Origin of the sequence: Nostoc sp., assembly GCF_041747015.1 — a bacterium.
Lineage (GTDB): Bacteria > Cyanobacteriota > Cyanobacteriia > Cyanobacteriales > Nostocaceae > Nostoc.
In genome coordinates, this window is sequence record NZ_JBGTFY010000033.1 from 42,169 (window position 1) to 58,203 (window position 16,035).

The following is a 16,035-nucleotide window of genomic DNA, read 5'->3' on the forward strand; positions in this document are numbered from 1 at the left end:
CCTAACACACCCTAGTATAAATTTACTAATAATTAACTAACTTTATATCTAAGAACAGACAACCCGAAAACCAAATTTTTTATCCGTGATACTTGCATCTTCAGAAAAGCGAGATGCAGAACGGCATAAATGAGTAGCAGAATCCCAGGAACCTCCGCACAAAATTCGGTATTCTGAATTTCCATCATTCAGCCAAGAACTACCATCTAATGGTGCGCCTTGATAGTCTTCGTGTTCACAGTCAGCGCACCATTCCCAGACTAAGCCGTGCATATCATAGATTCCAAACGCATTAGCTGGAAAACTGCCAACCTGTGTTGTCTGTTGAGGAGCAGTACTATTAATAGTTTCGTTCAGTCTGCAATAATTTGCTAAATTTGTTGTGATGGTATTACCAAAATGGAATGGAGTTGATGTTTTAGCACGACAGGCATATTCCCATTCAGCTTCGCTAGGTAAGCGATACTTTCTTCCTGTTTCTCGTGAAAGTCGCTCACAAAACTCTTGTGCATCATACCAAGAAACTCTTTCTATAGGTAAATTATCTCCCTTAAAACAAGATGGTTCTAGTTTAAGACAGCGTTTAATTTTTGGAAGCTTTGCAATAACTCTCCACTGTGCTTGAGTAATAGGATGCTTACCCAGAACAAAGGGTTTTAAAGTAACTATGTGCTGGGGACGTTCATCTTCAAGTGATTCAGATTCATCTTGAGGTGCACTCATTTGAAATTTACCACCAGCAATAGAAACCATTTCTAATATAATGCCATCTGCTAAATTTTCTATAAAATACTCAGCTTGTTTAAGACAACGCTTAATTTCTATTCCCTGAATGTCTACAGTTATGATTTCAAACTCGAATTTTGTAATAGCTGGTATTCTTGGAGGAAGAATTTGTTGATTTTGTGATTCGCTTGTTAATACTAAATCTTTATTTTTAGTTTGAGATAAAAAATTAGGCTGAACAGAATTATGTTGAGGTGATTTTTCTAGATTAATGCTCTCTATGAAGTCTTTTAATAGTTCTTTAAGAACAGCCTCGATAGCTTGAACATCTATATTATAGTAAGTGCGATCGCCAATATGAATATCCTTACCATTAACAATCTTGGTAATATTTTTGGCCACTTGTAAAACATTCTGACCATCGCTGTTTTTCAGCGATTGCCTTAATAGCAAAATATCTTTCTCGTCTTGAGTAGCATCACGTATACGTTCAAAAATGGTAACTAATTCTTCAGGTGTAGTCATTTATCATGAAATGTTGTAACCGCTGTTAAAAAAAGTATATCGTTCTCTATCCGTGACTCGCCGCTAAAGTCAGTGATGTTTTACGACAAGACGCAAAGTGCCAACGCAGATAAAAAAATAGCACATCCTAAAGGATAGCTATTTGTATAAATTGTCTAATTGTAATGCTTTTTGCTAAGTATTATGAGCAAATTGAATACCCGCTCAACTACCAACTTTAGAAGGGAATATCATCTGAATCTGGTTCTTCCTCTTTCACTGCTGGATAAGTGGTTCGCTCATAATTTGTCGCTTGAGGTATGGGTTCGTAACTTGTCGCTTGGAGAGTAACGCCAACAGGATTTGTCGCTGGTGTCGGCGCTGGACGTGGTGACTCGTAAGTGGGAACCTCTTGTTGTGTTGTGGAGGACGAGATGCTGAAGATGGTTGTCGTGGAGCAGTTTCAGTGAATGATGGAGTTACGGTTGCTGAAGGCAATGGATCAGTATTAAAACTACCTCCAACAGATTGAATTTGTTGCACTGTCAATTCAGCGCGTTTTTCTTTAAAACCTTCTGGACGATCAACAGTATTCATACTTAAACGTCCTACCAAGATGACGTGATCGCCTTCGTAGTTTTACTGAATTTCTGTGGCTAAATTCCCCCAGCCGACAACTTTCAGGGTGGCTGGCGGATCTTCTGGCTTCTGAGAATTGGGAAACTGCACTAGCATTTCAGTGACTCCCAGATTATCCGCTGTATAGCGGAGTTGCGGCTCGTTAATAATTTCCACCATCAAAACGCAGTTGTTCATTAAAATTACTCCTGACTGCAAAAAGTACTGATTGAAAAAGTGAGGGTTTTATGAATATTAACTTAAAATTATCTGGATTTTAACAATAGATCAGGCATTATTACATCTTAAGCACTAACCCCAAATTATGTTGGATTTCTCTCACCTTTGCACGTTATGAAAAATAAGTATATGTCAAATCAATTTAATATCCCAGGCTTGCGTAAGTATTTTAGATTGATTGGATTAGTATTTTTGACGTTAGGTCTGGCTTTTTTGTTAAAAATAGACTTTGCCTTGGCACAAGAATCTGCAAATCCAAATTCTTTCAATCCCCAAGCAATTTTACGGAATGCTTTGCAGTGGATTGATAGCCTTGGTACAGTGGGAGCGATCGCTTTTATTGGACTTTACATTATCTCTACTGTCGCTTTCTTTCCAGGCTTGATCCTTACCTTTGGGGCTGGTATTATCTTTGGTGTAGCTTGGGGTTCGTTTTACGTGTTCATTGGTGCAACCATCGGCGCTACCATTGCTTTCCTCGTCGGACGTTATTTAGCAAGAAACTGGGTTGCACGTAAAATTGCCGATAACAAAAAATTTGCCGCTATTGACCAAGCAGTTGGTAAAGAAGGATTAAAAATTGTCCTGTTAACGCGACTGTCCCCAATATTTCCTTTTACCTTATTGAATTATGCCTTTGGAATTACAGGAGTTTCACTCAAAGATTACTTTATCGGCTCCGTCGGCATGATTCCCGGAACCATTATGTACGTTTATATTGGTTCCCTTGCGGGTAATCTTGCCATGATTGGTAGTCAGAATCAACCCACTAACCCAACTGTACAATGGACAATTTGGATTGTAGGTTTTATTGCAACAGTCGCCGTTACAATTTATATAACCCGTATTGCCCAAAAAGCCTTAGAAGAAGAAGTGAGCAATAATTAACTCCTTTGCGCCCCTCTGCGCTTCCCCTTGCGAACCTTTACGTTTAAATCTAACCTCAATTGCCACCACCAATGACCAACACAGTTCGCCCAATGGATGAGTACAACCAAAAGTTAGTATCTTACGTCCATCCGCCAAATTGGGTTAATCCTCAACCAGCCGATGTTTACGACCTAGTAGTAATTGGTGCTGGTACGGCGGGATTAGTCGTGGCGGGGGTTGCAGCAGGGATAGATTTGGGCTTAAAAGTGGCGTTAATTGAAAAGCATCTCATGGGTGGGGATTGCTTAAATTTTGGTTGCGTACCATCTAAAACTGTGATTCGCTCGGCTCGCGTAGTTGGCGAAATCTGGAACACTAAAGACTTGGGAGTTAATATACCCCAACATAATATTGATGTAGATTTTCCCAAAGTCATGGCCAGGATGCGGCGGATAAGGGCTGATATCAGCCATAACGACTCGGCAGAGCGGTTCTCATCGTTGGGTGTCGATGTCTTTTTGGGTAGCGGCCGATTTGCAAGTAAAAATACTGTAGAAGTTGGCGACAAAACTCTGCGGTTTAAAAAAGCTGTAATTGCTACTGGTGCTAGAGCCGCACGACTGTCGGTTCCGGGACTTGAAAAAGCGGGTTATCTAACTAATGAGACGGTTTTTTCCCTGATTCAACGACCGGAACGTTTAGCTGTAATTGGTGGCGGCCCGATTGGTTGCGAATTGGCGCAAGCTTTCCGGCGCTTGGGTTGTGAGGTGATACTTTTCCATCGCGGCTCTCATCTTTTAAATAAAGAAGATACTGAGGCTGCGGAAATTCTCCAAAAAGTTTTAATTAGCGAAGGAATTCGCGTCGTCTTGAATTCTCAGTTGGAAGAGGTGGTAACAGTTACCGAGGGGAAACGGCTTTACTTTTCCTCAAATGGTCATCGAGATTCGGTGACAGTAGACGAAATTTTAGTCGGTGCGGGGCGATCGCCAAATGTGGAAGGTTTGAATTTAGAAGCAGTAGGGGTAGAATACGACAAGGGTCAAGGTGTGAAGGTGAATGATTACCTCCAAACGACCAATCCCAAAATTTATGCAGCTGGCGATATCTGCATGAACTGGAAGTTTACCCATGCGGCTGATGCAGCGGCGCGGATTGTGATTAAAAATGCGCTGTTTGCTCCCTTTGGTTTAGGACGCTCTAAACTCAGTAGTCTGGTAATGCCTTGGGTAACTTATACCGACCCAGAAATTGCCCATGTCGGGATGTATGAACAGGAAGCAGAGAAGTTAGGCATTGAAGTGACAACAATCAAGATACCTTTTAATAGTGTAGACCGAGCGATCGCTGATGGTGAAGAGTCAGGATTTCTCAAAATCCACCATAAAAAGGGGTCTGATAAAATTATCGGTGCAACTATTGTCGCCAGTCATGCGGGTGAGATGATATCAGTTGTGACTACGGCAATTGTGAATAAAATAGGTTTGAGTAAGTTAAGCAGCGTGATTCATCCTTATCCTACTCAAGCCGAAGCGATTAAAAAAGCAGCTGATGCTTATCGTCGGACACTCTTGACATCAAGAACGAAAAAATTGTTGGGATTTCTGACAAAGTTATCTTAAAGAAAATCAGTGAACATCTCAGTTGAAGAAGAATTCAGAAGTCAGAATTCAGGAGCGATGCCCTGCGCCAACAGCAAAGCTCAGGGCAGGCAAGGCTCAGTACAAGTCAGTGGGGGATTCAGACCCGCACTTCGGCAAAGCTCAGTGACCACCACTGAATTGTTAATTGTTGCACCACCAAATGTTCTTGTTTTGTGGGTGCCTTAAACCCGCTTATTTAGCGTTCGACTGAGCGCTCACGCCGAAGTCCGCCACTCGTACAGAAAACATTGCTGAATTCTGACTCCTGACTACTGAATTCTGTTTGATAACTGTTCACTGATACTTCTCGTTTGCAACCACAACTAATCAGCCGGACATGATGTTAGCAGGAGTTAAATCTCCTTAGATATTCCTCCTGCCTTCTTCAAGTTATCTCTAAACAGATCGGAAGCGATTAATCTCACCTGAAATTAAGTTTGCGTAGTACAAATTGCCATCTTCTCCAACGCTAATTTGTACAGGTACTCCTATCTCAGGTATTTCCGAACTAGAAGCAAACTGCCGAACCGAGACAACTTTACCCTCACTATTCAACGTCAAAGCATCAATAGTTCCTCGACTCGTATCACCGACGAATAAGGCATTTTTATAGATTGAGGGGAAAGTATTGCCTGTATAAAAATCACCTACTATGATCGAAGCAGAATTACCAAGATGAGGGTAGGTATAAGTTGGTGCTGTAACAGGTTTGCCACTATTATAGAACTCTTGCGCTGATGGTAGGTCACGATACTTTGTTTGTTGTCGGCTGAAGTTATTGCCTGCTGAATTTCTAGCACCCTCATAGTACGGCCACCCAAAGTTAGCTCCTGGTGTTCCGACATTAACTTCTTCCCAAGTATACCAGCCAACATCACCAATATAAGGGGTATTGGTGCGCTCATCAATTGTGAAACGGAAGGGGTTACGCAGACCTAAGTTATAAACTTTGGAACGGTTGCTATTGAGGTCATCACCGGTTTTATAAAAAGGATTACTTGATAGGCCAGCACCAGTAATCGGGTCAATCCGCAAGATTTTACCAGATAGACTGTTGACATCCTGGACGCGAACTGCTCGTGCGTCTGTGCCATTGTAGGAAGTGCCATCGCCAAGGCTGACAAATAGAGAACCATCGGTTCCAAAACGCACAGTTCCAACTGAGTGAGATTCACTATCGGTGGCGATAAAATCCTGAATATTTTGGACTTTATCGAGATTATTGAGATAATCCTCCAAGCTGGTAAACGGCTTGTCAGTATCTCTGTTAAGAATTCCTGATGGTGCGTGGTTAAGGTTAACATTTGTGCTGTTGCTATCGGGACGAACAATATTATCCCAAATGCTATTCTTGCCCAGCAGTACAACTTCGCTGCCTGCGATCGCAGTTTTGTAGTCGTTGTTGGGGTCTGCTGTCACCCGAATTAGCCGCGCAGTCCGGTTCCCCCTCTGATCGGGATTGTCTAATGAGGTATTGGGATTGTTCTTAGGATTGTTGGGATTAGTTTCTACTGGATCGTAGGTAAACAACAAGTAAACGTAGTTTTTGCCGTTTGCAGTTTGGCCAAAATCTGGATGTACAGCCATGCCTAACAAACCGCGATCGCGCGTGTTATTTACCTGTCCAGAAATATCGATAAATGGCGTTGATAATAATGTGCCATTGTTTAACACTCGCACTACCCCATCTTTTTGGGCAATGAACATCCGCTTATTGTCAGGTGTCCAGTCAAAAGCTGTAGGTTCAATTAAACCAGAAGCCACCGTCTCTGAAACAAAATTACCAGGGTCATTATCGATAACACTGATAGTTGTTTCTTGGGTAGTTAGTTGCACCCCAACTGCGTTACTAAACCTCAAATTAAATGTTTCATTTGGTTCCCCAATGGTGTCATTTATCAGGGTGATAGAAATGGTTTTGCTGATTTCTCCGACTGCAAAACTCAAGGTTTTAGGTACAGTCTGAGCTTGGTAGTCAGAGCCAGCTTTAGCAGTCCCATCCACAGTTATGTAGTTGACGCTAGCAACCGCCGAAGCGTTACCTCGTGTAACTGTTACTATAGCAGCACCAACACCTTCATTAACTATTGGCTGAGTAAAGTCTAGGTCAGAGCGATCGTTATCTTGAATCGTAATTCCAACAGTTCTTTGAGTTCCTAGATTTGCTCCTTCTGACTGATCAACAACAAAATTAAAGGTTTCATCTACTTCTGCTAATGAATCATTCAGGATAGGAATGGTTATCTGTTTGCTGCTTTCCCCCGCCGCAAAAATAATTGTTCCAGCGCTTTCCGTGCCTTCACTCCCGTAGTCAACTCCTGCTGTGGCAGTACCAGCTATAGTGGCATACTTGACTGAAGATATGCCGCTTAAATCACCACCTCGTAGCACAGTAATGGACACACTACCATCGGATTCGTTCACAGTCGTAGAAGCTGATCCTAAGGTGATGATGGCCTGTGAATACAGTTGAGACTGGGGAATGAATTCCTTGGTCTGAGTGTTGCTTGACCAAGCGAGTTTGGCAACGGCATCATATTGATTTTCGTAATACTCAAGTCTAATATCGTACTTCTGACCTTCAACTAGTCTGATTGAGCCGCTGTATTCTGTGGCAGATTGATTGACAAAGCGATTGATAATTTGCTGATCATTGACCCACAACCGTACACCATCATCAGTGGTGGTGTAGAAGTTGTAAGTCTCGCTGTACTTAGCTTCCACTTGACCTGTCCAACGCACTGAGAAGGTATCTACACCTATTCTGGAAGGACTTGTTGGGGAAGGATCTGGAGAACTCCTACCCCAGTTAAAGTTCACTGTTGCATCTGTGCGAGTTAGCTTCAGATTGGTAAAGTCTCTGTTGTCGTAGTACTCTGCTTTGAGTCCGTTGCCACTACTAGCTATGTTGACAGCACTATATAGTTGAGACTGGGGAATGAATTCTTTGGTCTGAGTGTTGCTTGACCAAGCGAGTTTGGCAACGGCATCATATTGATTTTCGTAATACTCAAGTCTAATATCGTACTTTTGACCTTCAACTAGTCTGATTGAGCCGCTGTATTCTGTGGCAGATTGATTGACAAAGCGATTGATAATTTGCTGACCATTGACCCACAGTCGCACACCATCATCACTAGTGGTGTAGAAGTTGTAAGTTTCGCTATATTTAGCTTCTACAAAACCTGTCCAACGCACTGAGAAGGTATCTGCACCTGTTATCAACGGATTTGGAGAACTCCTACCCCAGTCAAAGTTCACTGTCGCATCTGTGCGAGTTAGCTTCAGATTGGTAAAGTCTCTGTTGTCGTAATACTCTGCTTTGAGTCCATCTCCTTCAGAAAACACGCTGCTGCTAGCCCGAGCGGAAATACTCGGTTGTAGCTGATCAATAGTTGCTAGAGAAGATTGAGCACCAATTACTGGACTTGGAGATGTTGGCGACAGTTGATTAAGACCTTGTAACTTATTCATCGAGATATATGCCTCACAGTAGTAATAAAACTAATGCCATAATCAGTAGCTTAGAATTAGTTTTATATTGAATCTTTTGAAAGAAAATGTGCAATGTTGTTAATGAAAATATATTAATGCTGATATGACATACCTTCCTATATCTCCCCTAAAAGCAGATATATAGGAAAATTGTGTATAACCAAAATTACTAGAGATTATTTCAGGGGCGAATCAGTCTTTATTAATCTCTATCAAGAAATTCAGAAAACCCCAGATGCTCCAGTGCGGAAGCTGCGCGTAGCTTGCTTGCTTCGCCGTGGGGTTACGCGGACACGGTTAACGCTACGCTTTGCGGAATTTTGTCTAAATATTTACATTGAGCGATAGATTTTTAAAGGTATGTGAAAGTTTTGATAATGTTTAAATAAAGTTACCAACATAAATAATAATCCCATGTTTTTTATCTGCATAATTATTAATCATATAAAAGTTGTATAAAGAAATTGTCTATATTTAAAGATTTAAAAAAGTATTATTAATCCATCGCTTCATGTTGACTGTTAATTTATATTTTTGTTACATGAACTAACAGAGATAGAGTCATAACCTAAAGTCAGCGGCTGGAAAAGTTTTGCCGTGCCTCTACGAAAATCTGGAGTTAAACCAACTAAAAATAGCTATAAGTAGGGAATATAATCCGTTGCAATCCCTAAATCATCTACTTTTCTAGTAACATTGCTGTAGGTCAGCTATCTGGCGATCGCAATTATTCAGCCGAAACCCTGATTATTTTGTTAATTTACAAAAGTTATCAATTTATTCAAGTCAAAAAAGTTACAAGTTTGACGTTGACATTCCCACTTTCCCCTAGACTAAGGGCAGCAACCTTGTTTAACCTGGCTGAGGAAAGTGGACTTTGACCGAGACAAACAATTTAAACCCTAACATTCAAAATGTCTCACGCAGGGAATTGCGAGATTTAGTGCGGACTCAGCTGCAAATGCTCCTAGAAGCAGGAGACTTGCAGGCAGCAAAAGCTATTCTCGTGCCTGTACAGCCTGCGGATATTGCCGAGGCGATTGAGGGTTTGCCAGAAGCAATGCACGCTTTGGCTTTTCGCTTGCTTTCTAAGCAAGAAGCGATCGAGGTTTATGAATATCTCGACTACAGTGTACAAGAACGATTAATTGGGGAACTTAAAAGTCAGGAAGTCCGCGATATTGTCGATCAAATGTCGCCAGATGACCGAGCTAGGTTATTTGATGAATTACCAGCAAAAGTCGTCAATCGCCTGCTAGAACAACTGAGTCCGGCGGAACGTCAAGCTACAGCCCAACTATTGGGTTATGAAGCTGATACTGCTGGGCGAATCATGACGCTTGAGTTAATCTCGCTGAAAGAAAACTTTACAGTATCTCAAGCCCTAGAGCGAATTCGCAACTTAGCTAATGCCAGTGAGATAATTTATTATCTTTATGTCACTGATGCGGAAAGACGCTTAACCGGGATTGTATCGTTACGGGAGTTGGTGACGTCTCAGCCTGAAAAAATTATCGGCGAAAGTATGACCCGTGATGTGGTGTTTGTCCACACTGATACAGACCAAGAAGAAGTTGCAAGATTAATCCAAAGATATGATTTTCTGGCTGTACCTGTGGTAGATCGAGAACAGCGTCTAGTAGGTATTGTTACTGTGGATGATGTGATTGATATTTTGCAACAAGAAACCACCGAAGATATCTATGCCTTGGGTGGTGGTGTGCAGTCGGGGGGCGACAACTATTTTCAGATGAATTTACTGGAAATTGCTCGGAAGCGGGTTGTCTGGTTATTAGTCTTACTTGTAACCAATACCATCACAGGAACAATTATTAAGTCGCAAGAAGATATTTTGACAAAAGTGGTAACACTGACGGCGTTTATCCCCTTGTTGACTGGTACTGGTGGTAATGTGGGTGCCCAATCTTCCACAGTGGTGATTCGCGGGATGAACACTGATGAAATCCGATCGCTTAGTACATTGCAAGTAATTGGCCGGGAAGCGATCGCTGGGGCATTATTGGGAGGAATGTTAGGGACGATCGCTACTGTCTGGGCTTATTTTCTCCAAGGACAATTAGAAGTAGCGATCGCTGTAGGCGTTAGTCTAGTAGCTATTTCTATTTTAGCTTCTATCTCCGGTTCAGCACTGCCGTTTCTGTTTCGCTACCTCCGTTTAGATCCAGCATTGATGTCAGCACCATTCATCACTACAGCAGTCGATGTCGTGGGCGTTTTAATTTACTTCAATTTAGCGCGGGTAATTTTAAAATTATGAAAAGAGTCATTGGTCATTTGTCATTTGTCATTTGTCATTTGTGAATAACAAAGCACAAATGACTAACTTTTACAATTCTGATGCTGTATCTGGAGCAACAATTTCGCCAGTACCCAATTGTAGTATCATGTCTTGGTCAGTAATCAATCCGCTGAGTTCTTTGACTTGTAAATTCATTTCTTCACAAGCTTGTCTGAGTTCTTGGGCAAATTTGTTGAGGTCTTCACCATAGCCACATTGATAAGCAGCAGTTTCAATTCCTTGCTTGGCATTTGCTCTAGCACAATCTACTAGTTCGGTGCCATGCAGTGGTGTTGGAGATGCCATAGACGTAGTTGTTATTTCTTAAATGTTTGCTGTTAGATAGATTAACAATATTTCAACATTAACTCCTCCCTCCAATGGATGACAATTAGGGTAGAGTTAGAAGTGATTATTTCTTTGTCATTAGTCATTTGTCATTTTTCTAAAGTGAATAATTAATAGACATCTCCAGAAATTAAATATGCGTTATGCAGAACCCTTGTAGAGACGCGAAATTGTACTTCGTCCCGCTGCGCTAACGCGTCTCTACATTCATTATCGGAGATGACCAATGACCAATGACCAATGACCAATGACTAATTAGCCGTTGACAATTTCCCCCCCATTGATATGTAACACTTGACCAGAAACGTAAGAACCATCATCGGAGGCTAAAAATACATAACTGGGAGCAACTTCTTCTGGTTGTCCAGCTCGTTGCATTGGTACTTGTTTACCAAAAGTTTCGACTTTCTCTTTGGGGAAAGTTGAGGGAATTAGAGGTGTCCAAATTGGCCCTGGTGCGACAGCATTAACACGAATTCCCTTTGACACCAAATTTTGTGATAACGAGCGAGTAAAGGCAACGATCGCACCTTTTGTAGAGGAGTAATCTAGTAGTTGTGGGTTCCCTTTATAAGCTGTTACCGATGTGGTATTGATGATAGAACTGCCTGTTTTTAGATGCTTCATTGCAGCTTTAGTCATGAAAAACATTGAAAATATATTAGTGCGGAAAGTCCGCTCTAGTTGTTCTTTAGTAATTTCCTCGATACTTTCTTGAGGATGTTGTTCAGCGGCGTTGTTGATCAGAATATCGAGTTTACCAAACTCATCAACTGTTTGTTGGATAGCCTGCTGACAAAAGGTTTCATCGCCAATATCGCCTGCAATAGTTACTGCACGACGCCCTTGTTTTTCTACCAAATCTTTTGTTTCTTTCGCATCGTCGTGTTCGTTCAGGTAAAGAATCGCCACATCTGCACCTTCTTTAGCAAATGCGATCGCTACAGCACGACCAATACCACTATCTCCACCCGTAATTAATGCTACTTTATCTTGTAACTTGCCACTACCCCGATACTGAGCATCATCCGCTTTGGGTTTTGGTGTCATCTCTGATTCAACACCTGGTGCTTCTTGTTGCTGTGGCGGTTGTAATTTTTTTTCTTTTGGCTCTTTTGGCTCTTTTGGCTCTTTTGATTTAGGCATAGGTTTTGTCTTGGTAATTAAATATTGAATACAATTGGGTATTAAGTATTTAGGTATTGGGAAAACGGTTCACCAATCCCAAAAGTAAACCTTGGATCGAAAATGTAACCCAAGGTTTATTTTTTGCTTTGGTTCCCACTTACCATTTGCAATTTTAGTCGTTTATACCCCGGATACTTGCCAAAGGTAATTATTGCCGATAAGTGTACGCGACTTAGTTTATCTTCACATTTGACCACGAAAAACAAGTATACAACTCTTATGTGATAAAAGATTCCTCTTTTTCACCTACTTTCAAGTTAACTATATATATTGCAGTACTTTATCGCTCCTTAGAGGGAAAAAAGTTAAAATTTATTCACCCTTAAGACATAAAATAAATTAAAGGAATGAGAATTACCAAATTTGTCTATATCATCATGTTGTAACTCTAAAATTGTGGCATTTTCGGTAAATGAAAATATAGATTTTTACCTATTTCTCTCTGGCTATAAAAATGCTTGCTATTATTGCCATTTTTGTTTAAATTAACTTAAGCCCATATCTTCAAAGAAACTTTTCGCACTTCTTGTCAAGTTTCTCTGACTTGCTTAACGCAATGTCTCAAACCTTTAAATATTTTTATGAGGTTCTTAATTTTTAATTTTAAATTCTGTTAAAGAGGGTTGACTTGGGATATACAGAGTAGTAGAGCAGTATTGGGTTGGATACAGGGTAAGGGCTATGGCAACAGTAAATATTTCTGAGTTAGAGCAGGTTGAAAAGTTTCGCCACTTACAATTAACCCTGCGCGATCGCTGGAAAACGATCGAGCTATTTGACAACAGTGAAGCAGATATTTTAATTATTCCTTCCCTGAGTCTCGACCAGCGCGAGCTCCAAAAGATTGAAGGCTGCGAACATTATGAAGAAAGATTACTATTTTCCTTAATTCGGTTGCAGAATCCCCAAACTCGGCTGGTTTATGTAACATCAGTACCACTGCATCCCAGTATCATTGATTATTATCTGCAACTGTTGCCAGGAATTCCCTTTTCTCATGCTCGCAATCGCTTGCTGCTACTTTCTACTTACGATTCTTCCCTGAAGCCCCTCAGCCAAAAGATTTTAGAACGCCCCCGCTTACTAGAACGGATTCATCAAGCTTTGAGGCTAGATAAATCATTTATGATCTGCTACAACTCTTCGCACTGGGAAGGCGAATTGTCTGTAAAATTGGGTGTACCTTTGTATGCTGCCGCACCAGATTTACAGATTTGGGGGACAAAAAGTGGTAGTCGGCAAATCTTCAAGGAAAGCGGAGTACCGCATCCAGATGGCAGCGAAAAAATTTGGAACCACACAGATTTAGCGGAAGCTACCAGTGATTTGTGGGAACGACAACCGACATTACAACGGGTAGTGGTGAAACTCAACGAAGGCATTTCGGGAGAAGGGAATGCGCTGCTAGATTTTAGACCAATTGAGAATGTCGCACCAGGTAAAGGTACTCATGGCGAAAGGGTAGCAGCAATTAGCGATCGCTTCTCAACAATGCGTTTTCAAGCAAAACAAGAGAGTTGGGAGAATTTTTCTGGGCGAATTTCTGAGTTAGGGGCAATTGTCGAAGCATTTGTCGAAGGGGAAATTAAGCGATCGCCCAGTGTCCAAGGACGGATTACACCCACTGGCGAAGTAGAAATCCTTTCAACCCATGACCAAATTCTCGGAGGCCCAGACGGTCAGATTTATCTTGGTTGCAGCTTTCCTGCTGATGAAAGATATCGCTTGGAATTACAGCAATTGGGATTACAAGTTGGCAGAAAGCTAGCAGAGAAAGGTACTTTAGAGCGATTTGGTGTAGATTTTATCACCGTTGACAAGGGTAATGGAGAGTGGGATATTCAGGCGATCGAAATTAACCTGCGTAAAGGTGGCACAACTCATCCATTCATGACCCTGAAATTATTAACCAATGGTCGTTATGACCTTTCTACAGGCTTATTTTACAGTCAGCAAGGTCGTCCAAAATACTATATTGCCACTGATAATCTGCAAAAAGAGCGCTATCAGGGATTATTACCTAATGATTTAATGGATATCATCGCTCACCACAGACTGCACTTCGATAGCGGTCCTGAAACGGGTACAGTGTTTCATCTTATGGGTTGCCTTTCACAGTTTGGCAAGTTGGGATTAACCAGCATCGGTGATTCTCCGCAACAGGCACAAGATATTTATAACAAAGTCGTCAAAGTTCTGGATCAAGAAACCCGCAGCGACAATCACGGTTTTTCGGCGTTTTCAGATTACTCCTTTCCCGTGGTTTGGGATGAATATAGCTAAAAAACACAGGTTTTACCCCACCCTAACCCTCCCCTTGCAAAGGTGAGGGAACTAGATTTCCGGTCTCCCCCCTTTACAAGGGGGGATTAAGGGGGGTAATAAGACTTCTGTGTACACCGTAGCTTACTAAGGGGAGGGTGCGCGACAGCGCAGGTGGGGTGTATTTCATGTAATTGGGAAACGCTTTAAACAATTCGCAATTCGCAATGCGCTAAACGCGCCGCTACCGCTAACGCAATTATGTTTTGTAATGGGGATTTAGACCCCAACACAAAACAAGCAACCCATTGGGGATGGGGTTTTAAACCCCTTAATTTGGGCTAAAGCGGTTTTGTTAGAGTGAACTACTCACTATTTAATAATGAGTCCCCGTTTTACGATGGTTGATAGCAGTCACGGCATCAGGCTTGAGTAATTTACCTTCATCCACAGTTGCATACACAACCCAATGATCGCCACATTCTAAACGTTGGTTGACTGAGCATTCCAAATATGCCGAAGCGTCGGTAAGGATGGTACAACCGTTATCTGCGACTGCTGTATTAAAGTTGGCAAATCGGTCTTCTCCAGGCGCGAAAGATTTACGGAAATGCTTCATGTAGTCTTGATGATTGCCTTCAGATAGAATATTTAAGGCAAACTTTCCGCCTGCATACATCAGAGATTCGATCGCTCGGTCTTTGGCAACAGCAACAATTAGTCCAGGTGGATTAAAGGTAGCTTGAGAAACCCAAGCGCCTAGCATCCCGGTGGACACTTCTCCTTGTTTTGCTGTAATCACGCAGACCGAACCCACAATCCGACCCACAGCTTGTTCCACTGGAGTAGCGGTTTGTTGTGGTACGCGCACCTTTTTAGCCTTTCTCAATGCTTGGGCAAAGTCTGTGCCGACTTCTTCACAAAGCTTGAGCGTCACCTCATCAGGTTTAAACTTCACCTTCAAAGTCTCAAAGCCAAAGCGATATCCAGCATCCCGGAGTTTACCTTCAATTAATTCAAAGGCTTCGCCACTCCAGCCATAAGAACCAAAAACACCTGCGAGTTTGTTGCTATCGCCAACTGTTAATACGATCCCCAACGCAGTATGAATGGGAGTCGGTGCATGACCGCCGATAGTGGGAGAACCAATCACAAAGCCATCAGACTTTTCGATTGCAGCGTGGATTTCATCCGGGGTGGCAAATTCGCAGTTAATCGAATGCACTGCAACTCCGCCTTTAGTCAATCCCAAAGCCATGGCCTGGGCGAGGATGGCTGTATTGCCATAAGCTGAGGCATAAAGTAGAGCCACAGATATGTCCCGATCCTTTTGAGCATTGCTCCATTCAGCGTAGGATTTGGTCAGTTCAATTAAACCAGTCCGTACCAATGGCCCGTGACCCGGAGCATACATTCTCACCTGCAAATCTGATATTTTTTCCAAAGCTGATTCTACGTGTTGAGCTTGGGGAGCCATCAGACAGTTGTAGTAGTAATGCTGATCTTCTTTCAATGGTTCCGAGTTGTCATCAAACACATCATCGCCACAGATATGAGAGCCAAATAGCTTATCTGTGTAGAGAATTTGGGTTTGCTGGTCGTAGGTACAAAGTCCTTCTGGCCAACGAGGACTGGGAATAGGCAAGAATTTTAAAATGTGACCCTGACCTAAATCTAAAGTTTCTTTCCCACGCATGACTAAAATTTGTAGTGCGTCATCTGGAAAAGCGTTACGCAAATTAGCTGCACCCGGAAGAGAACAAACAAAAGTTACCTGTGGTGCTAATTCTAAAATTGCTTTGAGGGTTGCAACTCGGTTGGGATTAAAATGACCGAGGATTA

9 protein-coding genes and 1 pseudogene are annotated in these 16,035 nt (G+C 41.9%); 4 read left to right on the forward strand and 6 right to left on the reverse strand.

From position 1 onward, the window contains the following. Positions 1 to 48: 48 nt before the first annotated feature. Both ACEW80_RS02845 and ACEW80_RS02850 read right to left on the reverse strand, forming a co-directional pair. The gene (locus ACEW80_RS02845; RefSeq protein ID WP_373525143.1) at positions 49 to 1,251 is read right to left on the reverse strand and encodes an SUMF1/EgtB/PvdO family nonheme iron enzyme; all 1,203 of its coding nucleotides are present in this window, start codon (positions 1,249 to 1,251) and stop codon (positions 49 to 51) included. A gap of 217 nt (positions 1,252 to 1,468) precedes the next feature. After that, a pseudogene (locus ACEW80_RS02850) lies at positions 1,469 to 2,046 on the reverse strand (single-stranded DNA-binding protein). A gap of 171 nt (positions 2,047 to 2,217) precedes the next feature. On the opposite strand from ACEW80_RS02850, the gene ACEW80_RS02855 reads away from it, so the two are divergent. Together ACEW80_RS02855 and ACEW80_RS02860 are read left to right on the forward strand one after the other, a co-directional pair. Beyond that, positions 2,218 to 2,976: a TVP38/TMEM64 family protein gene (locus ACEW80_RS02855; RefSeq protein ID WP_373525144.1), complete on the forward strand. Its 759-nt coding sequence runs from the start codon at positions 2,218 to 2,220 to the stop codon at positions 2,974 to 2,976. A 71-nt stretch (positions 2,977 to 3,047) separates the two neighbouring features. Next, the gene (locus ACEW80_RS02860) at positions 3,048 to 4,580 is read left to right on the forward strand and encodes a mercuric reductase (protein ID WP_373525145.1); all 1,533 of its coding nucleotides are present in this window, start codon (positions 3,048 to 3,050) and stop codon (positions 4,578 to 4,580) included. A 417-nt stretch (positions 4,581 to 4,997) separates the two neighbouring features. Here ACEW80_RS02860 and ACEW80_RS02865 read toward each other — a convergent pair whose 3' ends face one another. Next, positions 4,998 to 8,075 (reverse strand): PA14 domain-containing protein, encoded by a 3,078-nt coding sequence (locus tag ACEW80_RS02865; RefSeq protein ID WP_373525146.1) that lies wholly within the window; start codon positions 8,073 to 8,075, stop codon positions 4,998 to 5,000. A gap of 898 nt (positions 8,076 to 8,973) precedes the next feature. Here ACEW80_RS02865 and mgtE point away from each other — a divergent pair. Continuing rightward, positions 8,974 to 10,374: a magnesium transporter gene (gene mgtE, locus ACEW80_RS02870; RefSeq protein WP_373525147.1), complete on the forward strand. Its 1,401-nt coding sequence runs from the start codon at positions 8,974 to 8,976 to the stop codon at positions 10,372 to 10,374. Positions 10,375 to 10,443: 69 nt separating this feature from the next. Here mgtE and ACEW80_RS02875 read toward each other — a convergent pair whose 3' ends face one another. Then, positions 10,444 to 10,701 carry a hypothetical protein gene (locus ACEW80_RS02875; protein WP_373525148.1) on the reverse strand — a complete coding sequence of 86 codons (258 nt, stop codon included), beginning with the start codon at positions 10,699 to 10,701 and terminating at the stop codon, positions 10,444 to 10,446. Between the two features lie 297 nt (positions 10,702 to 10,998). Next, the gene (locus tag ACEW80_RS02880; protein ID WP_373525149.1) at positions 10,999 to 11,889 is read right to left on the reverse strand and encodes an SDR family oxidoreductase; all 891 of its coding nucleotides are present in this window, start codon (positions 11,887 to 11,889) and stop codon (positions 10,999 to 11,001) included. 723 nt (positions 11,890 to 12,612) lie between these two features. On the opposite strand from ACEW80_RS02880, the gene ACEW80_RS02885 reads away from it, so the two are divergent. Continuing rightward, complete coding sequence (locus ACEW80_RS02885) at positions 12,613 to 14,214, forward strand: peptide ligase PGM1-related protein (protein WP_373525150.1); 1,602 nt, start codon at positions 12,613 to 12,615, stop codon at positions 14,212 to 14,214. A 355-nt stretch (positions 14,215 to 14,569) separates the two neighbouring features. Here ACEW80_RS02885 and ACEW80_RS02890 read toward each other — a convergent pair. Beyond that, positions 14,570 to 16,035, reverse strand: a 1,466-nt coding sequence (locus ACEW80_RS02890) for a diflavin flavoprotein (RefSeq protein WP_373525151.1), incomplete at its 5' end; no start/stop codon positions are given.

What these genes read in the sequence shown, in the direction of transcription:
- ACEW80_RS02845 (WP_373525143.1), bottom strand. Translation starts at nt 1,251, where the DNA reads ATGACTACACCTGAAGAATTAGTTACCATTTTTGAACGTATACGTGAT.
- ACEW80_RS02855 (WP_373525144.1), top strand. Translation starts at nt 2,218, where the DNA reads ATGTCAAATCAATTTAATATCCCAGGCTTGCGTAAGTATTTTAGATTG.
- ACEW80_RS02860 (WP_373525145.1), top strand. Translation starts at nt 3,048, where the DNA reads ATGACCAACACAGTTCGCCCAATGGATGAGTACAACCAAAAGTTAGTA.
- ACEW80_RS02865 (WP_373525146.1), bottom strand. Translation starts at nt 8,075, where the DNA reads ATGAATAAGTTACAAGGTCTTAATCAACTGTCGCCAACATCTCCAAGT.
- ACEW80_RS02875 (WP_373525148.1), bottom strand. Translation starts at nt 10,701, where the DNA reads ATGGCATCTCCAACACCACTGCATGGCACCGAACTAGTAGATTGTGCT.
- ACEW80_RS02880 (WP_373525149.1), bottom strand. Translation starts at nt 11,889, where the DNA reads ATGCCTAAATCAAAAGAGCCAAAAGAGCCAAAAGAGCCAAAAGAAAAA.
- ACEW80_RS02885 (WP_373525150.1), top strand. Translation starts at nt 12,613, where the DNA reads ATGGCAACAGTAAATATTTCTGAGTTAGAGCAGGTTGAAAAGTTTCGC.